Consider the following 22,213-nt stretch of genomic DNA (forward strand, 5'->3'; position numbering starts at 1 on the left):
CGAGTAGGCCACCTGGGTGCGCCGGTGACCCTACCGGCGCACCCGGCGCGCCGACTCCGGGCGGGTCCGGTTTGCTCAGGGCCAGCGGCCCGGCCGGCGGGCGCGAGGAGGCCCGTATGACCACAGGCGGCGCGGCAGACGCGGCAGGGGCGATAGGCAGGGCGGCCGCCACGGCCGCGCTCCTCGCGACGGCCACCCTCGGCCCGCCGCTCCCGGCGCCCGGGGCCGTGGCCCCGCCCGCCGCCACGGCCCCGCCCGCGGCCGATGCCCTGGCCGCGTGCACCGCCGGGACCGGGCCCTACCAGCGCGAGCTGGAAGGGCACCTACGCCGCCGGGCCGACGGGGTCCAGGACATCAGGGACTGCGAGGCGATCCGCGGGTTCCAGCGCAGCAACGCGATCCGGCCGGCCGACGGCTACGCCGGGCTGGTCACCTTCCGGACCATGGTCGCGGTCGCCGCCCGCGCGAACCCCAACGCCGCCGGCGGCTGCCCCGTCCGCCCCCACCGGGTGACGTGCGTGGACCTGGAGCGGCAGCTGCTCTGGGTGCAGCGCGACAGCGCGGTCGTCTTCCCGCCCGTGCCCGTCCGCACCGGCCGCGACGACGAGGAGACCCGCCCCGGCTGGCACGAGGTCTACTGGCGCAGCGAGGACCACAAGTCCACGCTCTACGACGACGCCCCCATGCCCTGGGCCCAGTTCTTCGACGAGGGCCAGGCCCTCCACGGCCGCCCCGGCGACCTGTACGCCCACGGCGGCTCCGCCGGCTGCGTCAACCTCTCGGTCCCCGACGCGCGGCGGCTGTGGGACCTGCTGACCGAGGGCGACGCCGTCTACGTCTGGGGCACCAAGCCCGGTACGGAGGGCTGACCCAGGGCGTGGCACCACTCTTGGGACGGAACGGTGACAAGGCCGTACTGTCTCGTGATCCCCCGTGTGATTTCCTGGCGAGAAGCGCGCGACTGCCCGCGCGCGGGGGACATGGGGAGAACAAGAGTGAACCTGCAGCCGATACGCGGCCGCGCCCGCACCGGCCTGCCGGCCCTCCTGCTGGGCGCGGCCCTGCTGTTCACCAGCGCGTGCAGCGCGGGGGGCAACGGCGGTGGCGCCGGCGGGAGCGGTGGCGCAGACGGGGGTACCGGTACGACCGGCACCGAGGCGTCGAAGGCCGTCGTGAGCGTCAAGCCCGACGACGGGGCCAAGGAGGTCGCCACCAGCGGCATCCTGAAGATATCCACCACGGGCGGCAAGCTCACCACGGTGACCGTCGCCGACACCAAGGGCAACGCGGTGGAGGGCAAGCTCGCCGAGGACGGCGCGAGCTGGGAGCCCGCCCGCAACCTCGCCTCGGCCACCGAGTACAAGGTGCACGCGGTCGCCAAGGACGAGGCCGGCCGCGAGTCCGCGAAGGACACCACCTTCACGACCCTGACCCCGGCGAACACTTTCATCGGCCAGTACACGCCCGAGGACGGCTCGACCGTCGGCGTGGGCATGCCGGTCTCGATCAACTTCTCCCGCGGCATCACCAACCCCGAGGCCGTCGAGAAGGCCATCACGGTGACGGCCGAGCCGTCCGTGCCGGTCGAGGGCCACTGGTTCGGCAACGACCGCCTCGACTTCCGCCCCGAGAAGTACTGGGCCGCCGGTACGAAGGTCACCCTGAAGCTCGCGCTCGACGGGGTCGAAGGCCGCCCGGGGGTCTACGGCAAGCAGACCCGTACGGTCACCTTCACCGTCGGCCGTTCCCAGGTCACCACCGTCGACGCCGCCGAGCACGAGATGCACGTCGTCCGTGACGGCACGGAGATCAGGAAGGTCGCCATCACCGCCGGCGCCCCCTCGAACACCACGTACAACGGGCAGATGGTCATCAGCGAGAAGTACAAGGTGACCCGGATGAACGGCGCCACCGTCGGCTTCGGCGGCGAGTACGACATCTCCGACGTCCCGCACGCGATGCGGCTGACGACCTCCGGCACCTTCGTCCACGGCAACTACTGGGCCTCGTCCAGCACTTTCGGCTCCGAGAACGTCAGCCACGGCTGCGTGGGCCTCAAGGACGTCCGCGGCGCCGGTGACGGCAGCCAGCCCGCCGCCTGGTTCTTCAACGAGTCGCTGATCGGCGACGTGGTCATCGTGAAGAACTCCAAGGACAACAACGTCGCCCCCGACAACGGCCTCAACGGCTGGAACATGGACTGGGCCGAGTGGATCAAGTAGTCCTCCGCTCCAGGTAGTCCACGGAGTCCAGGTGGCCCGGTGCTGTGACCCACAGCACCGGGCCATCCGCCGTTAACCGGCGCTAACCTTCCCCGTATGACCATCTCTCTCGAAGTCTCCGAAGGCGTCGGCGTCATCCGCCTGGACCGGCCGCCCATGAACGCCCTGGACATCGCCACCCAGGACCGGCTGCGCGAGCTCGCGGTGGAGGCGACCGACCGGGCCGATGTCCGTACGGTCGTCATCTACGGTGGCGAGAAGGTGTTCGCGGCCGGCGCGGACATCAAGGAGATGCAGACCATGGACCACGCGGCCATGGTGGCCCGGTCGCGCGGACTGCAGGACGCCTTCACGGCGGTGGCCCGGATCCCCAAGCCCGTCGTCGCGGCCGTCACCGGCTACGCCCTGGGCGGCGGCTGCGAGCTGGCACTGTGCGCGGACTACCGGATCGCCGCCGACAACGCCAAGCTCGGCCAGCCCGAGATCCTGCTGGGTCTGATCCCCGGCGCGGGCGGCACCCAGCGGCTGTCCCGGCTGATCGGCCCCTCCAAGGCCAAGGACCTCATCTTCACCGGCCGCATGGTCAAGGCCGACGAGGCGCTGGCCCTCGGCCTCGTGGACCGGGTCGTACCGGCGGCGGAGGTGTACGAGCAGGCGCACGCCTGGGCCGCGAAGCTGGCGCAGGGCCCGGCCCTCGCGCTGCGCGCCGCCAAGGAGTGCGTGGATGCGGGGCTGGAGGCCGACATCGACACCGGTCTGACCATCGAACGGGGCTGGTTCGCGGGCCTGTTCGCCACCGAGGACCGCGAGCGCGGGATGCGCAGCTTCGTCGAGGAGGGGCCGGGCAAGGCCAAGTTCCTGTAGACGGTCGGTCCTGTGGCCGGTCCTCCCTGTGGGTGGATTAGCCAGGCCTTAAGGGAACCTTAAGGCGAAACGTTGATCCACTGAGGGTAATCAGCGCCTAGCCGTGCGTCACCGCAGGTCAGGGCCGGTGCGACGGCCTCCGGATTGCCATTCGCATATGCCAGGAAGGCCCCTCGGAGGGAATGATTCCGAGGGGTCTTTTCCTGCGGAACGCCCCGGACCGCCGTACGGGCCCTCCATGATGGGTGCATGGCGGGTCTGGAGGGTGTGGAACAGCCGCGGCAGCGCAGCAGCGCTTCCGCCGTACGGCTCACGGCGGCCCTTGAGGACGAACAGGGCCTCAAGGCGCTGGAGTTGTACGGGAACCCGGCCGAGGCGGAAGTGACGCTGCCGTCCATGCCGGAGTCGGCGAGCACTGCCCGCCGGCTCACCCAGTGCGTGATCGTACGCCTCTGGGGACTGTCGCCGCAGATCGCCGAGCACACGGTGCTGCTGGTCTCGGAGCTCGTCGGCAACGCCGTCCGCCACACCGGTGCCCGATCCTTCGGTTTACGGATGCTCAGGCGGCGCGGCTGGATCCGGGTCGAGGTGCGTGACCCCTCGCGCGGGCTGCCCTGCCTGATGCCGGTCCACGAGATGGACACCACCGGGCGGGGGCTGTTCCTCGTCGACAAGCTCTCGGACCGCTGGGGCGCGGACCTGCTGCCGCGCGGGAAGATCACCTGGTTCGAGATGCGGGTGGCGGACCGCTGAAACGCAGAAACCCCCTGTCGCCGTTGTGGGGCGCTACGGGGGTTTCATGGGTGTGCCGAGGATCGAAGGGGGTGTGATCCTCGGCAGGGACTTCGCTCGGGTCAACGGGAAGCCGTGGTTCCGACTATGGCAGACGAGGGATCAAATGCCAAAAGTCCTAAGTTGGACATAAGTGTGCATATCCTAAGACTTTCCACCTAAATCTTAGGTGAGATGGACCACTGGCCTCGCAATTAGTGCATAAGTATCAACCGCTGTGAGTGAATCGTTGATCACATAGTGGACGGGTGCCCCGTGCGACCGGATTGGTCGAAGGTCCCGAATTGGGTCAATCAATACCTACACGGGCATCCACCCCTTAAATGGGCGAGTGCTCTGCTACCCGGACCGCCGATCCGCTCTTCGTGCCGGTGCGGCGGTCGCCGCCGGCGCCCTCGCCGCCGCCTGCGGCACGGATGCCCCCACCGTCCCCGCTCCGTCCGCGTCCGCCGCGCGACCCGCGAAGGCGGCCCCGGACAGGCCGGCGGCCCCGGCCAAGGCGGCCCCCGCCCCGCGCCGGTTCGCGGGGCAGCCCGTGGAGATCGGGAACGGCCCGCGCGACCGCCCCGCCGTCGCGCTCACCTTCCACGGCAACGGCGACCCCGCCATCGCCAGGGCGGTCCTCGCCGAGGCGGAGCGCGCGGGCGCGCGGGTCACCGTCCTGGCCATCGGCGCCTGGCTCGACGCCCACCCGGACATGGCCCGCCGGGTCCTGGACGGCGGGCACGAGCTCGGCAACCACACCCAGCGCCACCTCGCGATCAACACCATGCCCGAGGCGCAGGCGTACGCGGAGATCACCGGCTGCGCCGACCGGCTCAAGCGGCTCACCGGCTCCATCGGCACCTGGTTCCGCCCGTCCCAGACCCAGTACGCCACCCCGCTGGTGCGAAAACTCGCCCAGCGGGCCGGCTACCCGCACGTCCTCTCGTACGACGTGGACTCCCTCGACTTCACCTCGCCCGGTGCCGCGACCGTCGTCCGCACCGTCATCGGCACGATCCAAGGCGGATCGGTGGTGAGCCTGCACTTCGGCTACGCGGACACGGTCGACGCGATGCCACCCCTCCTCGAAGAACTCGCGCGCCGCAAGCTGCGCGCGGTGACCACCACGGAGCTGCTGACCCCATGACGACCACCCGCCTTCCCCGGAAGGCCACCGTGCTGCTGGCCGGTCTGGTCCTCGCCGCCCTGACCGGCTGCGGAGCGGCCGACAAGGGACCCGCCGAGGCACTCGGCACGAAGGGGCCCGCCGTGCCCGCCAAGGCCGTACCGGCCGCGCCGCCGGGCCTGGCCGGAATGCCGCCGCTCCTCGATCCGAACGACGTGTACGCCGCGGACCGGCCCAACAAACTCTCCCCGGTGGTCAAGGACTTCCCGTCCCGGGTCTACGTGCCGAACACCAACTCCAACACGGTGTCCGTCATCGACCCGGTGACGTACAAGGTCATCGACACCATCCCCGTCGGCGTCCAGCCCCAGCACGTGGTCCCCTCCTGGGACATGAAGACCCTCTGGGTCAACAACAACCGGGGCCACACGCTCACCCCGATCAACCCGGCCACCGGCGAGGCCGGCAAGCCCGTCGAGGTGCACGACCCCTACAACCTGTACTTCACGCCCAACGGCAAGTACGCGGTGGTCATGGCGTCGATGGACAAGGAACTCGTCTTCCGTGATCCGCACACCATGGAGCGCGTGAAAACCGTCCCCGTGACCTGTTTCGGGGTCAATCACGCGGACTTCTCCGCCGACGGCCGCTACTTCATCGTGAGCTGCGAGTTCTCCGGTGAACTGCTCAAGGTGGACACTGAGCGGATGGAGGTCGTCGGCCAGCAGAAACTGCCGTTCGAGGGCGCGATGCCGCAGGACGTCAAGGTCTCGCCGGACGGAAAGACCTTCTACGTCGCGGACATGATGGCGCACGGCATGTGGGTGCTCAGCGGCGACAAGTTCGACACCCCCAAGCTGCTGCCGACCGGCAAGGGCTGCCACGGCCTGTACGTCAGCCGTGACTCCAAGGAGATGTACATCTCCAACCGGGGCGAAGGGTCCGTCTCCGTCTACGACTTCACGGAGAACAAACTGACGAAGAAGTGGGAGCTGCCCGAAGGCGGCAGCCCCGACATGGGCGGCGTCTCCGCCGACGGCAAGGTCCTGTGGCTCTCGGGCCGCTACAACTCCGAGGTCTACGCGATCGACACCGTCACCGGCAAGCAGATCGCCAAGGTCGCGGTGGGCGGCGGCCCGCACGGCCTCGCCGTCTACCCGCAGCCCGGCCGCTACTCGCTCGGCCACACCGGCATCTTCCGGTAGGGGTGAAGACGTGCGGATGTGAGGGCGTGCAGACGTGAAGGTGCCCCGGGAGCCCGCACAGCTCCCGGGGCACTCTCACGCGTCAGTCCTCACCAGTCCTCACCAGGCGACGGGCAACCGCTCCGGAAGCCGCTTGATGAAGCCGGTCCGCCAGACGAGATTCTCCGCCGGCACCGCGAGGCGCAGCCCGGGCAGCCGCTCGACCAGCACCTCCAGCGCGATCTCGGCGTGGGCCCGGCCCAGCGCGGAAGCCGGGCAGAAGTGCCGGCCGGCGCCGAAGGCGAGGTTGGCGTTTGAGCCCTCGCGCTCCAGGTCCAGCTCGTCGGGGTGCTCGAAGGCCTCCGGGTCGAAGTTGGCGCCCTCCAGCAGGACGAGAACAAGCTCGCCCTCCCTGACCAGCACGTCCCCGACCTGGATGTCCGCCATCGCGATGCGCGGCAGTCCGTCACCGACGGACAGGTTCCAGCGCAGCAGTTCGTCCACGGCCTTGCCCATGCGCTCCGGGTGCTCCCGCAGGTACCCGATGAGCTCGGGCTTCTGCAGCAGCGCCAGGACCGCGAGGGTCAGGAACGCGGACGTGGAGACCGCGCCGGCGCCGAACAGCGACACGGCGACGGTGGCGAACATGTCGTCGGTCAGGTGCGCCGACTCCGGGTCCGCCTCCTTCAGCTCGGCGAACTTGCCGAGGAGCCCCGTACGCTCCTCGGCGGGGAGCGCGAGCTGCGCCTTCAGCTGTCCCTCGAAGTAACCGACGTCCTTGTACCAGTTGAGCGCCGAGTCGGCGAACGGCTCGCGCGCGGTCATGAACGCGACGTCCAGCCCCGACATCAGCCGCCGCCAGTCCTCGAACGGCACGCCCAGCACCTGGCAGTGCATGGCCGCCGAGAAGGGATCGGCGAAGGCGGCCCGCAGGTCCGCGGGCCCGCCCTCGGCCAGGAGCTGGTCGATGAGCTCGCCGGCCTTCGCGCGCAGCCAGTCCTGCAGACCCTTCTGGCGCGGGTTGAGCGCCTTCATGACCGCGTTGCGCAGTCCGGCGCTGTTGATGTTGCCCATGTTGTTGACGACTTCGGGCGGGATCGTCAGCGCGTACTGGCGGGGGACCCCGGCGTTCGCCGTGTCCTTGAGGCTGAAGCGCTCGTCCTCCAGCACCTGCTTGGCCAGCGCGTAGCTGCTCACCAGCCAGGCCGGGTCCCCGGTGAGGGTACGGACCTTCGCGACCGGCGCCTTCTCGCGCAGCCAGGTGCACTCCTCGGGGAGCACGTCACCGCGCCGCGAGAGCGGGAAGTCGAGGAGGGCCTCATCGGTCCGCCCGGTTCCCTCAAGCTGCTCGACGCTCATCGACGGTCCCTTCGATTGGTGCGGTGTTCGTGTGCGTGTTCACGTTCACGTTCGGGTGGTTCGGTTCGCTCTGAGTCATTTCGGCCACCTCGGGCCTTACGACGGCATAGGCCTGGTTCCTGGTCGCGCGCAGTCCCCCACCGCGCGCGAAGAGGACATCGGTCATCGGCATCTTGACGTGGTAGGCCGCCACGGAGGACGGCACGTCGAGAATGCTCGGGGTGTCCACGAAGAACGGCAGCTCCGCCGCCATGTAATCGAAACACGCCTGCAACTGTGCGTCGGTGATGGATTCACCCTCCGGCAACTTGGAGCCGACAAAGTGCAAGGCCATTTCCTCGCAGCCCTTGCGGAATTCGTCATCGGTCTCCAGGAAATGGAGTACGCGCCTGTGCAGAAGTTGGTAGACGGGGTTCGTCTGGAATTCCGAAAGTGCCCTCACTCGGATCTCGGCGTGCGGAGGCCCTGATTCCTCCACGCCCTTGAGAATCCGTCGCCGGACCGCCTTGATTTCCTTCGTGGCACGCTTCTCCGCATGTTCCTGGGTGTAGCCGAAGGCGGCGAACATCCGGTCCACGTGGAGGTCTGCGTAGACGAAGTCGACCTGCGCGAAGCGGGTCGTAGCCCATCGGGCGAGGCTTGAGATGCGCTCGGAGCTGAAGTAGCTGTTTCCAGGACTCACTCCGATGAGCACATGGTCGCCGTCTTCCCAGATGTGGCGGCAAGTGCGGGTGAAGGGCAGAACTTCGAATGATGCGTCAGCTGTGATCGTCACCTGTGTGATCGCCCTTGTTGCCGCTTGTCCCTGGGAGCCCTGCGCTCCCGGTGTGGCGGCAATGTCGCTACGTTATGCCGTGGCCCCGGAGGGTGACAAGTGGGGGCTTGAATTGTTGGCTGGAATTATCGCTTCCGCACTACGGAAGGGTAATTGAATTTCTATCTGCCGCTCGAACGGGACCCGCGGGAGGGGCGGCCCCCGAAGGCCGCTACCCTGAGCCGGTCAACAAGCACCAAGAAGGGGTGGACCCAGTGGCGGACATCGAGAGCGCACGGGCGACGTTCGGCAGGTTCGACGCGGACGGCGACGGCTTCGTCACGGCCGACGAGTACAGCGCCGCCATGAAGGCGATGGGTGACGCGTACGTCACCGGCGCGGTCGCGGACGCCGTGATCGCCGCCAAGGACGCCAACGGCGACAAGCTGCTCAGCTTCGACGAGTTCTGGGCCTCCCTGAACAAGTAAGCCCCCCGCGCCGCCCCCTGGCCCGCCTGCCGGGCCGGGGCGTGCGCGTCAGGCCCCCGGCCGCGGCCCGATCATGCCCTCCACCTCGGCGAGGGCCTCCTCCAGCCAGCGCAGCCAGAAGGTCTCCAGCCCGGTGCCCGCGTGCAGCACGACACGCCGCAACCGGTCCTGCGCCGCGTCCCGGCCGGCCGGGAAGTCCTTCTCCTCGATGCCCTCGTACACCGCCAGCTGGGCGCGGTGCAGCTCCAGGTGGCGCCGCAGCTCCGCGGCCAGGTCCCCGGGCCCGACCACCGCGGCAGCCCGGATCCGCAGCAGCAGGGGATCCCGTACAGGCTTCGGATCCTGGCTCTCCCCGACCCACCGGGCCAGCTCGCCGCTCCCGGCGGGCAGCACCTCGTACTCCTTCTTCCGACCCCGTACGGGCACCTTGCTGGGCAGCGCCCGGATCAGCCCGGCGTCCTCCAGACGGCCGAGCTCCCGGTAGATCTGCTGGTGCGTCGCGGACCAGAAGTACCCGATCGACTTGTCGAACCGCCGGGTCAGCTCCAACCCCGACGAGGGCTTTTCGAGCAGGGCGGTGAGGATGGCGTGCGGCAGCGACATGCGGCCATCCTAGGTTTGCGGGCCTACCGCCAGGCGGCCAGCGCCTGCGGATCGCGGGGCCCGGGAGCGTCCGCCGCCAGCAGGCCGTGTGCGCGCAGCAGGGCCGTCACCGCCGGGGACCAGGCCGCGCGCAGGCCCGCCGAGGCGAGCAGGTCCGGGTCCGCGAGGAGTGCGGAGGCCGCGCCGAAGCGGATGCCCGACGGGGTCAGGACCGCCGCGTCGTCGGCCCAGCGGACCGCCAGGTCCACGTCGTGCGTGGCCATCACCACCGTCGTGCCGGAGGCCCGCAGGCCCGCGAGGACGTCCAGCAGCCGCTCCTGGCCGTCCGGGTCGAGTCCGGCCGTCGGCTCGTCCAGGATCAGCACGCGCGGCGCCATCGCCACCGCCCCCGCGATCGCCGCGCGCTTGCGCTGGCCGTAGGACAGCAGATGGGTGGGGCGGTCCCGGAGCGCGGCGATGTCCAGGGCGGTCAGCGCCGAATCGACCCGGGAGCGGACCTCCTCGCCGGGGAGGCCGAGGTTCATCGGGCCGAACGACACGTCCTGTTCGACCGAGGCGGCGAAGAGCTGGTCGTCGGGGTCCTGCACCACCAGCTGCACGGCAGTGCGCAGCCGGGTCAGCCCGGCGCGGCCGTACGAGACCTCCGCGCCGTCGAGCCGCAGCACGCCCGACCCGGGCCGCAGGCCGCCGCTGAGCAGTCGCATCAGCGTGGTCTTGCCGCTGCCGTTGCGGCCCAGCAGGGCCAGCGCCCGGCCCGGCGCGATGGCGAAGTCGACGCCGGAAAGGACTGCCGGGCCGTCCTCGTAGGCGTAGCCCGCCCCGGCCAGTTCCACCAACGGGTTCACAGGTAGAGCCCCTTCAGAGTGAGGGTCAGGGTGATCAGGGCCGCCAGCAGGGCCCCCGCGGCCGCCAGGAACCGCCACGACAGGGCCGTCTCCGGTACGAGCACCCGCAGCGCGCCGTCGTAGCCGCGGCCCGCCAGCCCCGCCTGGAGCCTGGCCGCCCGGTCGAAGGCCCGTACGAAGGAGGTCGCGGCGAGCCCCGCCGCGGAACGCCACACCGCGGCCCGCCCGGTGTGCCCCAGGCGGGCCGCCTGGGCCCGGCGGACCCGGGCCGTGGAGTCGAGGAGGAGGAAGCCGATCCGGTACATGACCAGGGCCACGTCCACCACCGGGGCCGGCACCCCGGCCCGGACCAGCCGGGGCAGCACGTCGGAGACCGGGGTGGTGAAGGCGAACAGCAGCAGCCCGAGCGAGGCCGCCGAGGTCCGCAGGAGCAGTTCGGCGGCGTGCCGGGGGCCGTCGGCGGCCAGGGAGAGCGGACCCGCCGGGCCGCCGACCGCGAACAGCAGCGGCAGCGCCCCGGTGAGGCAGAAGCCGAGCGGGAGCCGGAAGGCCCGCCACAGCTGCCGCCCGGCCACCCCCGCCGGGCCGAGCAGTACGGCGAGGGTGGCGGCGGCCACGAGCGGCCCGCCCGGCCAGGGCGGCAGGCAGACGGCGGTGACCGTCAGCCCGATCCCGAGCAGGGCCTTCTCCAGCGGGTGACGGCCGCGCCAGCGGCTGCCGTGCGCCGCCACGTCGATCGGCAGCACCGCTCACGCCTCCGGGGAGTCGGCTGCCGGGGTGGCGGAGGCCGCAGCGGCGGCGCCCTGGCGGCGTCCCCTGCGGACGCCGAAGTAGTACGCGAGCACGCCCGCGCCGAGCGCCGCCTGCAACGCGAACAGCGCGGACTCCACCTCTCCGGAGGGGGGTTCGTACAGCGGCGAGAACCACGGCTCGTAGCCCGGCTCGATCTCGGTGATCGCCGACTCCGCCTGCGCGTCGGCGCCCGCGAAGGGCTCCTCCTTGCCCTCGCCCATCCCCAGTGCGATCGGGAGTACGGCCAGCGCCGCCACCAGGAGCAGCAGCAGGCCGTTGATCCTCGTGTTCCGGGACATCCCGCTCATCGGGCCGCCTCCACTCCGGTCTCCTCGGGGCGGGCGGGCGTCAGCCTCGCGACCCCGAGCCGGACCAGGTCCGACTTGCTGGCCTGCATCAGCAGGCGCATCACCAGCACGGTCAGCAGCCCCTCGCTCACGGCCAGCGGGATCTGCGTGACCGCGAAGATCCCTCCGAACTTCGCGAGCGAGCCCAGGAATCCGGTGGCCGGGTCCGGGAAGGCCAGCGCGAGCTGCACGCTGGTGACGCAGTAGGTGACCAGGTCCGCGAAGAAGGCGCCGAAGAAGACGGTCACCATCAGCGGGAGGTCGAACGCGCGCAGCAGCCGGTAGACGGCGTACCCGGCCCAGGGGCCGGCGATCGCCATCGAGAAGACGTTCGCGCCGAGGGTGGTGAGCCCGCCGTGGGCCAGCAGCAGGGCCTGGAAGAGCAGGGTGATCGTGCCGAGCACCGCCATGATCGGCGGCCGGAACAGGATCGCCCCGAGCCCGGTACCGGTGGGGTGCGAGCAACTGCCCGTCACCGACGGGATCTTCAGCGCGGACAGGACGAAGGTGAATGCTCCGGCCGCGCCGAGCAGCAGGGTGCTCTCCGGGTTGGCCTTCACCTCGCGGGTCAGCGAGCGGACACCGTGGACGACGAAGGGGGCGGACGCGGCGCCCCAGGCGACCGCGTGCAAAGGGGGTAGGAACCCCTCGGCTATATGCATGAGTGGGGAGACCTCTCCAGCACCTCGTGGATGGACAACGCGCCCCGGCCGGTCTCCTGGCTCACGGGTGCTGATGTCCCGGCTCCGCCTTCCCGGGCGGCACGGGGACGCCCGCGCGGCCCAGTGGCTTTCCCGCAGGAGTGGAGCCGGACCTTCCCGATCACAGTGGCGAGGGCCGCACCGGTTTCCCACCGGTTTCCCGAACACCAAGGCCCGCTGACCCTAGTCGGCCGTACGGACCGGTACCAACCCGCCCCGATCGCGCCGACCGGTGGCCGGATTCCGTTTGAATGTCACTCCACGTGTCCGATCCGCTGCCGTCTGCCTCAATGGCCGCACCTGAAAAGGGAGTTCCGCGGGTCCCTCACCGTCGAGGACTGGCTGCCCCGCGTCACCGCGCTGTTCCGTACCGACGATCCGGTCCGGGCGGCCGCACCGACCACCCCCCCGGGAGCGCGCCGGTCGTCCTCGACCCCCGCGAGGCCGATCCGCTCGCCTGGCCCGGACGGGCGCGGCCCGGTGGCGGCCCGGCCCGGCGACACGGAGGGTGGTGGCGTGACCGCCGACACCAGTACCCCCGGTACCGCGAACCCGTACGACTACTCCGACCTGACCGCCGTCTACGTCAACTGCACGCTCAAACGATCACCCGAGCCCAGCAACACCGAGGGCCTGATCGGCAGGAGCCGCACGGTGATGGAGGCCGCCGGGGTGCGGACCTCGCTCATCCGGGCCGTCGACCACGACATCGCCACCGGGGTCTGGCCCGACATGACCGACCACGGCTGGGAGAGCGACCAGTGGCCGGTCCTCTACAGCCAGATCATGGACGCCGACATCCTCGTGCTGTGCGGACCCATCTGGCTCGGGGACAACAGCTCGGTGATGAAGCAGGTCATCGAGCGGCTCTACGCCTGCTCCTCGATCCTGAACGAGCGGGGCCAGTACGCCTACTACGGGCGCGTGGGCGGGGCCCTGATCACCGGCAACGAGGACGGCGTCAAGCACTGCGCCATGAACGTCCTCTACAGCCTCCAGCACCTCGGCTACGCGATCCCACCGCAGGCCGACGCCGGCTGGATCGGCGAGGCCGGGCCGGGGCCCTCGTACCTGGACCCCGGATCCGGCGGCCCCGAGAACGACTTCACCAACCGGAACACGGCCTTCATGAGCTGGAACCTCATGCACCTCGCGGCCCTGCTCAAGCGGAACGGCGGGATGCCGGCCCACGGCAACCAGCGCTCGCTGTGGGACGCGGGCTGCCGCTTCGACTTCCCGAACCCCGAGCACCGGTAGGGACGCCCCCGCTACACCGGCACGTCGGCCAGCGCCGACTCCAGCTGCGCCAGCAGCGGCCGCGCGTTCATCCTGCGGCAGCTCGACAGGGTCTCCTCAAGCACCGCCCGGGCCGCCGGCGCCAGCAGCGCGCGGGCCAGCGGGGGCACCGCCAGCGCCCGCACCAGACTCTGCCCCGACCGGCGGCCCAGCTCGTCGGCCTCGCGCAGGTGGCGCAGGGCCCCCGCCGTGTCCCCGCGGTCCTGGGCGATCCTGCCGAGCCCGATCCGGGCCGCGCTCTGCCCGGCCAGGTCGCCGGAGCCGAGGGTGAAGGCCAGGACCTCCCCGAACCCCGCCTCCGCCTCGTCCAGCCGGCCCAGCAGCCGCTGCGCGTCGGCGACCCAGCGCAGCACGCACATCCGGGGCCAGGTCGCGCCGCCCAATACCGCGACGGCCAGGGCCTCGCGCAGCACCTCCAGGGCGCGCCCCGGCTCGCCGCGCGCGAGCAGTACCTGTCCGATGCCGCGCAGCGCGTGCGCCTGGCCGTACCGGTCCCCGGCCGCCTCGAAGACGGGCGCGATCCGCCGGCAGCGCAGGGCCGCCTCGTCGAGCCGGCCCTGGATCCGGTCGAGGTAGGAGAGCAGCCAGCCCGCGTACGCCGCCCCGTGGGCGTCCCCCAACTCCTCGAACAGTGCCTCGCCCGCGCCGAGCATCGCCCGGGCCCGGCCCCACTCCTCGCGGCAGGTCCGCAGGCGGCCCAGCCCGACCAGCAGCACCGCCTCGCCCGTGCGGTCGCCCGCCGCGCGGGCCGCCGCGAGCCCCGCCTCCTGGACGGCCTGCCAGCCGGCCAGGTCGCTGCGGATGTCGAAGAGGTACTCGCCGCTCGCCGCGAGCTCCCAGCAGGCGTACGGGTCCACCCGCGCGGCCTGCCGTACGGTGGCGACCAGCGCGTCCCGCTCCGCGCCGAGCCAGCGCACCGGATCGGCGCGCGGACCGGCGAGCAGCGCCGGATCGGGCACCCGGGCAGCCGTGCGGCCGCCCAGCCCGGGGTAGTCCAGGCCCTGGTGGGCCCGCCGACCCTCCCGCACGAGCGCCACCCAGCAGGCGAGGACCCGGGGCAGCACCGGTCCGTCGTGGCGGGCGAGCTCCCGGCCGAAGGCGCGGACCAGGTCGTGCATGCGGTAGCGCGCCCGGCCGGTGGCGTCGGGTCCGGACGCCTCCAGCAGGTGGGCCGCCGTCAGGGCGTCGAGCGCCTCCTCGGCGGCGGGCAGGGGCCGGTCCAGGACCGCCGCCGCGGTCCAGGCCGCGCAATCGGGGGCGTCGAGCAGCGCGAGTCCGCGCAGGAGTGCCCGCGCGTCGGGCGGGAGCGCGCGGTAGCTGAGCCGCAGCCCGGCCCGCACCCCGTCGAGCACGTCCAGCCGGGCCCGCTCGTCCTCCAGCCGCTCCACCAGGTGGGCCGGCCCCCGGTGGGGGAGCGCGGCCAGTTCGGCGCCGACGATGCGCAGCGCGAGCGGCAGCCGCCCGCACAGCCGCACCAGCGCACGGGCCGCCTCCGCGTCGGCGGTGATCCGTTCGGGGCCGGCGGCCAGTGAGAGGAGGGCGAGGGCGGCCGGCTCGTCGAGGAGGGGGAGTGCGAGGGCGACCCGCCGGTCCAGCCCGCCGAGCCGGTACCTGCTGGTGACCAGCACGCCCGAACCGCCCGCCCCCGGCAGCAGGGGGCGCACCTGCCCGGCTCCCGCCGCGTTGTCGAGCACCACCAGCACGCGCCGGTCCGCCAGCAGGCTCCGGTACAGGGCCGCGCGCTCGTCCGGATCGGCGGGAACCGCCGGACCGTCGACGCCGAGGGCGCGCAGGAACCCGGCCAGCACCTCGGCCGGATCCGCCGCGCCGGCCGGGTCGGCGCCGCGCAGGTCCACGTACAGCTGCCCGTCCGGGAACTCCCCGCGCAGTCCGTGCGCGACCCGTACCGCGAGCGCCGTCTTCCCGATCCCGGGCGCCCCGGTGACCACGCAGACCGGCGCGCCGCCCCCGGCCAGCCCGTGTCGCAGCGCCTCCACCTCCCCGTCCCGCCCGGCGAACACCCTTGGGCTTGCGGGTAGTTGAGCGGGCCGGCGCCATCCGTCCCCGGCCCCCTCGGGCCCCGCGGGGTGGGCGTGCTCCTGTCCCGGCCGGGGGCGCTGCGGGTGCGCGGTCCGGGTGCGGTCGGCCGGGGGCGTCGGCGGGAGGCGCAGGGCGGGGGCGTCGGTGAGGATCGCCGCCTGCAGGGCGGTCAGGTCCGCGCCCGGGTCCAGGCCCGCCTGCTCCACCAGCCGTCGCCGGGCCGCGGCATACGCGGCGAGCGCTTCGCCGCGCCGCCCCGAGCGGTGCAGGGCCAGCATGTGGAGCTCCACCAGCCGCTCCCGCGAGGGGTGTTCGGCCGACAGCTCGGCCAGCTCCGCGCACACCAGGGCGTGCCGGCCGAGCGCGAGGTCCGCGGTCAGCGCCCGCTCCACGCAGTCGAGCCGGTCCTGGGCCAGCCGGGCCGACGCGGCTTCGAAGACCCGCCCGCGAAGTCCTGCCAAGGCCACCGGGCCCCGCCACAGCTCCAGTGCCCCGCCCAGGAGTCGGCGGGCCGTGCCCGGATCCTGGCAGACCTCGGCGGCCCGCCGCAGGCGCGCGAAGTCCCGTACGTCTATCTCCGCCGCGTCCGCCGGCCCCGCCGGGTCCGTAGTCAGGACGAATCCCGCCTCCGTGCGCGCCACCGGCACGCCCGCGCGGCGCAACACCCCTGCCACGTTCTGCAGTTGCTCGTGCCACGTCGCCGGCTGGTCGTCCCACACCGCCGCCGCCAGCCCGGCGGCCGGGACCACCCGCCCCGCCTCCAGCGCCAGTGCCGCCAGCACCCGCCGGCCGCGCGGTCCGCCGGGCGCGGGCCGGCCGCCGTCCAGGGTGATGGTGACGGGGCCGAGCAGTGAGAAGACGAGGGGCACCACGCACTCCCTGACACCGCGTGCAGGACGGATGGCCGGCGGATGGGCGGCCGGTGGGCCGCGATCGTAACGTCTGCCCACCCGGCCGGAGCAGGGGTGCCACACATTCCGCTCCGGCCCGGGAGCGCCGGGGCGCACCCCCGCGCCCGCGCCCCGGCGCCCCTGCCCACCGCTCCGAGAGGACATGCCCGATGCGATCCCGCACGCGCACCGCCGCGCTGCTGACCGCCGCCGTGCTCGGCCTGGCCGGTCTCACCGTTCCCCAGGCCACCGCCCAGGCCACGGCCCAGGCCACCGCCGCGTCCCCGCCCTCCGGCCCGGCGGTCGCCGTGGCGATGGGCGACAGCTTCATCTCCGGCGAGGCCGGCCGCTGGCTCGGCAACACCGACCGCTACGACGGCAGCCGCAACGGCAGCGACCGGGCCTGGACCGGCGGTTCCACGTACGACCCGGCGAAGGTCTACGGCGCCACCGGCGCGGTCGGCGGCTGCCACCGCTCCGACGTCTCGGAGATCGCGGCCGCTCCGCTGCCCGGCATCGACCAGCGGATCAACCTCGCCTGCTCCGGCGCCGAGACCGTCAACGTGCTCAGCGCCGCGAAGGGCGGGCAGCCGTACAACGGCGAGGCCCCGCAGACCGATCAGCTGGCGGCGCTCGCAAGGACGAAGCGGGTCAAGGTCATCGCGCTCTCGATCGGCGGGAACGACCTCGGCTTCGGCCAGATCATCGGCGACTGCGCGTACGACTGGTACTTCAGGCGGCTGTGCTGGAAGAAGCAGGCGCCGGTCGTGGAGCAGAAGCTGCCCGGGGTGAAGGCCAAGGTCGCGGCGGTGGTGGACGACATCCGCTCAGCCATGCGGGGGGCCGGGTACGCGGACGGCGACTACCGCCTCGTCCTGCAGTCCTACCCGTCGCCGATCCCGGGCGGGGAGTCCTTCCGGCTGTCGCAGAACGACTCGGACCGGATGTTCGAGGACGGCTGTCCCTTCAACGACCGCGACGCGGACTGGGCGGCGTACACGCTGGTCCCGCAGATCGGCACCATGGTCAAGTCGGTGGCCGTCGGCAAGGGCACCGACTTCATGGACCTGCGGGACGCGCTGGCCGGGCACGAGGTGTGCTCGCTCGGCACGGAGCAGGTGGGCCAGGGCGGGCCCGACCCGCGTGAGCACGAGTGGTTCCGGTTCCTGGACTACACGAACACGCAGGGCACGCTGGAGGAGTCCATGCACCCCAACGCCCACGGCCAGCGGGCGATGGCCGCGTGCCTGGGCCTGGTGAGCGCCGCCGCCTCAGGCCGGTACGAGTGCACGCAGGACTGGTTCGGCAACGGGGACCCCGGCCAGATGCGGATCCGCCCGGCCGGCTAGGCCGGTAGGCCGCCAGGGCACGGAGGAGGGGCGGGGGCGGGGCCCGGCGCGTGCGACGCCGGGCCCCGCCGCCGTGCTCAGCAGACGTTCGGGTGCGCGATGTCCAGAACGAACCGCTCGGGGGAGTGCAGCGTGGACGAGGTGAAGGAGGGTGCCGTGTCGAAGGCGGCGCCGAGGGTCACGTACCCCTCGTAGTCGCCGGTCAGGGCGATGCCCTTCAGCTTGGGCAGGTAGATCTTGAGGAGCTTGGGTCCGGCGTAGACGTTGTGGCCCGCGTCGTCGTGTCCGGCCGCGGGATGCAGGCGGATCTCCAGGAAGTACGTGCCGGCCAGCGGTACGGGCTTGCCGGACCCGTCGTAGACCAGCTTCGGGACGCGGGTGACGGTGACGGCGGGGACGTATCCCTGCAGGTCGACGACCACGCGGTCGTACGTGCAGTGCCCGCCCCAGCGGGCATTGACGACGAGCGGGGTGGCGGAGGCGGCGGTGGGGGTGGCGGGCGCGGCGGTGGCCCGGGCGTTCGTGGCGGCGGAGGCCGGTGCGGCGAAGGCGAGTGCGGCGGCGAGCAGTGTGCCCGCCCCCAGTGCGGTGGCCTGCCGGCGGCGTGGACGGATCATGGCGTCCCCTCGATTCTCGAGAGACGGGGACCGGTGTCACCGCTGAAGACGCTCCCGGTACGTCGATGGTTGCACCGGATTCGGCCCGCCGCACGCGGCCCCCGCGGACTCAGCCCGGCAGGAGCGCGCTCAGCTCGGCGTCGAGGTCGTAGTGCCGCTGCTCCTGGCCCCGCGGCACCATCTCGGTCATCCGCCGGCACAGCTCCCGTACGTCCTTCGCCCGGGCGGACACGACGCACGACTGCTCGCCGTTGCTGAACGCGAGGAAGACCCGCGGCTCGGTGCCCTTCCAGCGCGGCCACACCTGTATGTCGCCCTCGCCGGTGGCGCAGACCTGGCCGTCGAGCAGCAGCTCCCGCGAGAACACCCAGTGTGCGAGGTGCATGCCCGCGCCCTCGAAGTCGAGGGAGATCTCGTAGGGCCGCCCGGTGCGGTACACGAAGACGCCCCGCACCGGGATGGGGGCCGGTGCGACCTCCAGCCGGAGCGGGAGGACGCGGTGCTCGGTGCCGGTCATGCGGGCGCCTCTCTCTCGGGGTGGGGCCTCGCCGATGCGTGCGCGGCACGTCCACTCGGGCAAGTTAGCCCACCCCCGGGACGCCTCCGCCGGCCAAAGGTCCCGTCCGGCGGGGTCACTTGACCCGACTTCGCGGAACGCGGCCGAGCCCGCCCTCCGGGGGAGGGCGGGCTCGGCGGAAGAACGGCCGCGGGTTGCCGCCGCAGACCCCGCTGGACGATGCGGGCCCCGACGCCAGGCGCCGGGGCCCGCATGCGCTCAGCGGGTGGGCCTCAGCACTCGATGACGTTGACCGCGAGGCCGCCGCGGGCGGTCTCCTTGTACTTGACCTTCATGTCGGCGCCGGTCTCCTTCATGGTCTTGATGACCTTGTCGAGGGAGACCTTGTGGCTGCCGTCGCCGCGCATCGCCATCTTGGCCGCGGTGACGGCCTTGACCGCCGCCATGCCGTTGCGCTCGATGCACGGGATCTGGACCAGGCCGCCGACCGGGTCGCAGGTCAGGCCGAGGTTGTGCTCCATGCCGATCTCGGCCGCGTTCTCGACCTGCTCCGGGGTGCCGCCCAGGACCTCGGCGAGGGCGCCGGCCGCCATCGAGCAGGCCGAGCCGACCTCGCCCTGGCAGCCGACCTCGGCGCCGGAGATCGAGGCGTTCTCCTTGAAGAGCATGCCGATCGCGCCCGCGGCGAGGAGGAAGCGGACCACGCCGTCCTCGTCGGCGCCCGGCACGAAGTTCATGTAGTAGTGCAGGACCGCCGGCAGGACGCCCGCGGCGCCGTTGGTCGGGGCGGTGACGACGCGGCCACCGGCCGCGTTCTCCTCGTTGACCGCCATCGCGTAGATCGTCGCCCACTCGCTGCGGTGCATCATCGGGTCGCCCTCGGTGCGCAGCTGGCGCGCCGTGGAGGCGGCCCGGCGCTTGACCCGCAGGCCGCCCGGGAGGATGCCCTCGCGGGACATGCCGCGCGAGACGCAGGCCTGCATGACGCGCCAGATCTCCAGGAGGCCCTCGCGGATCTCGTCCTCGGTGCGCCAGGCCTTCTCGTTCTCCAGCATCATCGAGGAGATCGACAGGCCGGTCTCGTTCGCGAGGCGCAGCATCTCGTCACCGCTGCGGAAGGGGTACTTCAGCACGGTGTCGTCGAGCTTGATCCGGTCCTCGCCGACCGCGTCCTCGTCCACGACGAACCCGCCGCCGACCGAGTAGTACGTCTTCTCCAGGAGCGGGGTGCCCGACTCGTCGTACGCGAAGAGCGTCATGCCGTTCGCGTGGTACGGCAGGGAGCGCCGGCGGTGCAGGATCAGCTGGTTCGGCTCGTCGAAGGGGATCTCGTGGCCGTCGCCTATCTCCGCGCCCAGCAGGCGCAGGCGGCCGGACTTGCGGATGCGCTCGACCTCGGCGTCGGCGTTCTCCACGTCCACGGTGCGGGGGGCGTGGCCCTCCAGGCCCAGCAGGACCGCCTTGGGGGTGCCGTGGCCGTGGCCGGTGGCGCCCAGTGAGCCGAAGAGCTCGGCGCGCACCGAGGCGGTCTGGGCGAGGACGCCGTCCTTCTTGAGCCTGGTCACGAACATGCGCGCGGCGCGCATCGGTCCGACGGTGTGGGAGGAGGAGGGACCGATGCCGATCGAGAAGAGATCGAAGACGGAGATGGCCACGGTTGCGGACTCCTATGTCTGCTCGTGGGTGGGAAGCGGGGCAGGAGGGGCGGATCTGCGGATTTTGTCCGGCAGACGAGCTTAACGCGGTGAGGTGAACAGCTCGGCTGCCGGACGCGTCGTGCGGGTGGGGATCAGGCGTGGGTCAGTTCGCGCTCCGGTGCGTCGGCAGCGTCGGCCTCCCCGGCGGGGGCGGCGTCCAGGACCGGGTCCGGGCCAGGCAGGCCCGCGTAGTGGGCCTTGACCCCGGACCGTACGGCCCAGAAGTAGAAGCCCAGGGCCGAGAGGCCCACGACGGCGATGTCCACGCCGCCCGGGATGATCCCGTGCCCGCCGAATTCCTTGCTGCCGAGCGCCGACAGCGTGCCCAGCCACAGCAGGAAGGCGATCATCCACCAGGCCGGGGCGAACTGCTTGGCCAGGTTCTTCTCGCCCTTGCGCTTGAGCACCACGGCCGCGATCGGGGCGGCGACCAGGGTGAGCAGCACCACCTTGCCGGTGTCCGGCCACTTGGACCAGTACAGGGCGCAGGCGGCGAAGGCGAAGGTGATCGGGCAGAGGATCTTCGCGGCCGGCAGGCGGAAGGGGCGCGGCAGCTCGGGCTTGGTCCGGCGGAAGACGCCGACCGCGATCGGGCCGATCAGGTACGAGACCACCATCGCGGCGGAGACCACGCTGGCCAGGGCCTCCCAGCTGTGGCCGACGGTGACCAGCAGCAGGACCGAGAAGCCGAGGTTCAGCCACATCGCGGGACGGGCGGTGCCGTACTTGGGGTGGACCTCGCGGATCTTCTTCGGGAAGAAGCCGGTGTCCGCGAGGTTCTGCGCCATGTAGGAGGCGGACGCGACGTTGCCGATGTTGGCGCCGGACGGCGAGATGAAGGCACCGAACTGGAGCATCGTGACGACCCAGTGCAGCATCAGCATCTTGGCGAGGTCGGCGAACGGCGAGGAGAAGTTGATGCCGCTCCAGCCGCCGGCCTCGGCCAGCTTCTCCGGCGGGACGCCGCCGATGAAGGCGATCTGCAGGGCCAGGTAGATGACCAGGCCCAGGGAGAGCGCGCCGACCAGGGCCAGCGGAATGGCGCGGCCGGGGTTCTTGGCGGCGCCGCCGAGGTTGACGACGGCCTGGAAGCCGTTGAAGGCGAAGACGACACCGGAGGTGGTGACGGCGGTCATGACCGCGGACCAGCCGTTGGGGGCGAAGCCGCCGTGGTCGGTGAAGTTGCCGGTGTGGAAGCCGGAGGCGATCAGGGCGATGACGGCGAGCACCGGGATGGCGAACTTGACCAGGGTGAGCAGGTTGTTCGCCTTGGCGAGCAGGGCCACCGACCAGTAGCAGGCCAGCCACAGCGCCACGGTCAGGAACAGGGCCATCGCCATGCCGGAGGTGGTCAGGCCGCCGTTCTCGACCAGGCCCCTGGCCCAGCCGAAGTTCCAGGACGACATGTACTGGGTACCGGCGATGGACTCGATCGGGATCAGCGCGGCGATGGCGATCCAGACCGCCCAGCCGGTGATGAAGCCCAGCACCGGCCCGTGCGAGATGGTGCCGAAGCGGGCCATCGAGCCGGGCAGCGGGTAGGCGGCGCCGACCTCCGCGTACGACATGGCGATCATGCCGATGAAGACTGCTCCGATGACCCAGGCGACGATGGCCGCCGGCCCGGCGACCGCGGCCGCCTGGCCCGCGCCGAAGAGCCACCCGGAGCCGAAGATCGAGCCGAGCCCGATCATGATCAGGGCGAAGAGGCTGAGCCCCTTCCTGTTGGCCGCGCTCATGTCCAT

21 protein-coding genes and 1 riboswitch are annotated in these 22,213 nt (G+C 72.0%); of the genes, 9 read left to right on the top strand and 12 right to left on the bottom strand.

What is annotated here, in order from left to right:
* The first annotated feature begins 116 nt into the window (after positions 1–116).
* The 6 genes from OG389_RS26230 to OG389_RS26255 all read left to right on the top strand — a co-directional run bounded on the left by OG389_RS26230 (position 117) and on the right by OG389_RS26255 (position 6,194).
* Entirely contained in the window at positions 117–869 is a 753-nt protein-coding gene (locus OG389_RS26230) for a L,D-transpeptidase (RefSeq protein WP_328300897.1), read from the top strand.
* 126 nt (positions 870–995) lie between these two features.
* The gene (locus OG389_RS26235) at positions 996–2,222 is read left to right on the top strand and encodes a L,D-transpeptidase (RefSeq protein ID WP_443059344.1); all 1,227 of its coding nucleotides are present in this window, start codon (positions 996–998) and stop codon (positions 2,220–2,222) included.
* Positions 2,223–2,318: 96 nt separating this feature from the next.
* Entirely contained in the window at positions 2,319–3,086 is a 768-nt protein-coding gene (locus OG389_RS26240; RefSeq protein WP_328300898.1) for an enoyl-CoA hydratase/isomerase family protein, read from the top strand.
* A gap of 249 nt (positions 3,087–3,335) precedes the next feature.
* Positions 3,336–3,839 (top strand): ATP-binding protein, encoded by a 504-nt coding sequence (locus OG389_RS26245; protein WP_328300899.1) that lies wholly within the window; start codon positions 3,336–3,338, stop codon positions 3,837–3,839.
* 370 nt (positions 3,840–4,209) lie between these two features.
* Positions 4,210–5,010 (top strand): polysaccharide deacetylase family protein, encoded by an 801-nt coding sequence (locus tag OG389_RS26250; RefSeq protein WP_328300900.1) that lies wholly within the window; start codon positions 4,210–4,212, stop codon positions 5,008–5,010.
* Positions 5,007–6,194 (top strand): YncE family protein, encoded by a 1,188-nt coding sequence (locus tag OG389_RS26255; protein ID WP_328300901.1) that lies wholly within the window; start codon positions 5,007–5,009, stop codon positions 6,192–6,194. The genes OG389_RS26250 and OG389_RS26255 overlap by 4 nt, the downstream gene beginning before the upstream one ends.
* Positions 6,195–6,293: 99 nt before the next feature.
* Here OG389_RS26255 and OG389_RS26260 read toward each other — a convergent pair whose 3' ends face one another.
* Positions 6,294–7,532, bottom strand: coding sequence for a cytochrome P450 (locus OG389_RS26260; RefSeq protein WP_328300902.1), 1,239 nt, complete (start codon positions 7,530–7,532; stop codon positions 6,294–6,296).
* Entirely contained in the window at positions 7,513–8,307 is a 795-nt protein-coding gene (locus OG389_RS26265) for a tRNA-dependent cyclodipeptide synthase (RefSeq protein ID WP_328300903.1), read from the bottom strand. The genes OG389_RS26260 and OG389_RS26265 overlap by 20 nt, the downstream gene beginning before the upstream one ends.
* Before the next feature lie 254 nt (positions 8,308–8,561).
* Between OG389_RS26265 and OG389_RS26270 the strand changes: the two genes are divergently transcribed.
* Positions 8,562–8,774 (top strand): EF-hand domain-containing protein, encoded by a 213-nt coding sequence (locus OG389_RS26270; RefSeq protein WP_328300905.1) that lies wholly within the window; start codon positions 8,562–8,564, stop codon positions 8,772–8,774.
* Between the two features lie 48 nt (positions 8,775–8,822).
* Here the strand turns inward: OG389_RS26270 and OG389_RS26275 are convergent, their stop codons facing one another.
* The 5 genes from OG389_RS26275 to OG389_RS26295 are packed head-to-tail and all read right to left on the bottom strand — an operon-like array spanning position 8,823 to position 12,023.
* Positions 8,823–9,377, bottom strand: a complete 555-nt coding sequence (locus OG389_RS26275) for a PadR family transcriptional regulator (protein ID WP_328300906.1) — start codon at positions 9,375–9,377, stop codon at positions 8,823–8,825.
* Positions 9,378–9,400: 23 nt separating this feature from the next.
* A complete protein-coding gene (locus OG389_RS26280) occupies positions 9,401–10,222 on the bottom strand; it encodes an energy-coupling factor ABC transporter ATP-binding protein (RefSeq protein ID WP_328300908.1) in 822 nt (273 codons plus the stop codon).
* Positions 10,219–10,968 (bottom strand): cobalt ECF transporter T component CbiQ, encoded by a 750-nt coding sequence (cbiQ, locus tag OG389_RS26285; RefSeq protein ID WP_328300909.1) that lies wholly within the window; start codon positions 10,966–10,968, stop codon positions 10,219–10,221. Before cbiQ ends, OG389_RS26280 begins: the two co-directional genes overlap by 4 nt.
* Positions 10,969–10,971: 3 nt before the next feature.
* Positions 10,972–11,313, bottom strand: a complete 342-nt coding sequence (locus OG389_RS26290; RefSeq protein ID WP_328304113.1) for an energy-coupling factor ABC transporter substrate-binding protein — start codon at positions 11,311–11,313, stop codon at positions 10,972–10,974.
* A 5-nt stretch (positions 11,314–11,318) separates the two neighbouring features.
* Positions 11,319–12,023: an energy-coupling factor ABC transporter permease gene (locus OG389_RS26295; RefSeq protein ID WP_328300910.1), complete on the bottom strand. Its 705-nt coding sequence runs from the start codon at positions 12,021–12,023 to the stop codon at positions 11,319–11,321.
* Between the two features lie 29 nt (positions 12,024–12,052).
* A riboswitch (cobalamin riboswitch) is annotated at positions 12,053–12,249 on the bottom strand.
* A 329-nt stretch (positions 12,250–12,578) separates the two neighbouring features.
* On the opposite strand from OG389_RS26295, the gene OG389_RS26300 reads away from it, so the two are divergent.
* Positions 12,579–13,319 carry a flavodoxin family protein gene (locus tag OG389_RS26300; protein WP_328300911.1) on the top strand — a complete coding sequence of 247 codons (741 nt, stop codon included), beginning with the start codon at positions 12,579–12,581 and terminating at the stop codon, positions 13,317–13,319.
* 11 nt (positions 13,320–13,330) lie between these two features.
* Here the strand turns inward: OG389_RS26300 and OG389_RS26305 are convergent, their stop codons facing one another.
* The gene (locus OG389_RS26305; protein WP_328300912.1) at positions 13,331–16,267 is read right to left on the bottom strand and encodes an AfsR/SARP family transcriptional regulator; all 2,937 of its coding nucleotides are present in this window, start codon (positions 16,265–16,267) and stop codon (positions 13,331–13,333) included.
* A gap of 191 nt (positions 16,268–16,458) precedes the next feature.
* Between OG389_RS26305 and OG389_RS26310 the strand changes: the two genes are divergently transcribed.
* The gene (locus tag OG389_RS26310; RefSeq protein ID WP_328300913.1) at positions 16,459–17,637 is read left to right on the top strand and encodes a hypothetical protein; all 1,179 of its coding nucleotides are present in this window, start codon (positions 16,459–16,461) and stop codon (positions 17,635–17,637) included.
* Positions 17,638–17,714: 77 nt separating this feature from the next.
* Here OG389_RS26310 and OG389_RS26315 read toward each other — a convergent pair whose 3' ends face one another.
* The 4 genes from OG389_RS26315 to OG389_RS26330 form a co-directional block, all read right to left on the bottom strand.
* Positions 17,715–18,254: an AMIN-like domain-containing (lipo)protein gene (locus tag OG389_RS26315; protein ID WP_328300914.1), complete on the bottom strand. Its 540-nt coding sequence runs from the start codon at positions 18,252–18,254 to the stop codon at positions 17,715–17,717.
* Between the two features lie 109 nt (positions 18,255–18,363).
* A complete protein-coding gene (locus OG389_RS26320) occupies positions 18,364–18,771 on the bottom strand; it encodes an SsgA family sporulation/cell division regulator (RefSeq protein ID WP_328300915.1) in 408 nt (135 codons plus the stop codon).
* Positions 18,772–19,043: 272 nt separating this feature from the next.
* Positions 19,044–20,426 carry an L-serine ammonia-lyase gene (locus tag OG389_RS26325; protein WP_328300916.1) on the bottom strand — a complete coding sequence of 461 codons (1,383 nt, stop codon included), beginning with the start codon at positions 20,424–20,426 and terminating at the stop codon, positions 19,044–19,046.
* A gap of 134 nt (positions 20,427–20,560) precedes the next feature.
* Positions 20,561–22,213, bottom strand: a complete 1,653-nt coding sequence (locus OG389_RS26330) for an APC family permease (RefSeq protein WP_328300917.1) — start codon at positions 22,211–22,213, stop codon at positions 20,561–20,563.

The organism is Streptomyces sp. NBC_00435, assembly GCF_036014235.1.
Lineage (GTDB): Bacteria > Actinomycetota > Actinomycetes > Streptomycetales > Streptomycetaceae > Streptomyces.

Coding starts and splice junctions, on each gene's coding strand:
- OG389_RS26290 (WP_328304113.1), bottom strand. CDS start 11,313: ATGTCCCGGAACACGAGGATCAACGGCCTGCTGCTGCTCCTGGTGGCG.
- OG389_RS26275 (WP_328300906.1), bottom strand. CDS start 9,377: ATGTCGCTGCCGCACGCCATCCTCACCGCCCTGCTCGAAAAGCCCTCG.
- OG389_RS26230 (WP_328300897.1), top strand. CDS start 117: ATGACCACAGGCGGCGCGGCAGACGCGGCAGGGGCGATAGGCAGGGCG.
- OG389_RS26295 (WP_328300910.1), bottom strand. CDS start 12,023: ATGCATATAGCCGAGGGGTTCCTACCCCCTTTGCACGCGGTCGCCTGG.
- OG389_RS26330 (WP_328300917.1), bottom strand. CDS start 22,213: ATGGACATGAGCGCGGCCAACAGGAAGGGGCTCAGCCTCTTCGCCCTG.
- OG389_RS26255 (WP_328300901.1), top strand. CDS start 5,007: ATGACGACCACCCGCCTTCCCCGGAAGGCCACCGTGCTGCTGGCCGGT.
- OG389_RS26310 (WP_328300913.1), top strand. CDS start 16,459: ATGCGATCCCGCACGCGCACCGCCGCGCTGCTGACCGCCGCCGTGCTC.
- OG389_RS26320 (WP_328300915.1), bottom strand. CDS start 18,771: ATGACCGGCACCGAGCACCGCGTCCTCCCGCTCCGGCTGGAGGTCGCA.
- OG389_RS26245 (WP_328300899.1), top strand. CDS start 3,336: ATGGCGGGTCTGGAGGGTGTGGAACAGCCGCGGCAGCGCAGCAGCGCT.
- OG389_RS26240 (WP_328300898.1), top strand. CDS start 2,319: ATGACCATCTCTCTCGAAGTCTCCGAAGGCGTCGGCGTCATCCGCCTG.
- OG389_RS26260 (WP_328300902.1), bottom strand. CDS start 7,532: ATGAGCGTCGAGCAGCTTGAGGGAACCGGGCGGACCGATGAGGCCCTC.
- OG389_RS26315 (WP_328300914.1), bottom strand. CDS start 18,254: ATGATCCGTCCACGCCGCCGGCAGGCCACCGCACTGGGGGCGGGCACA.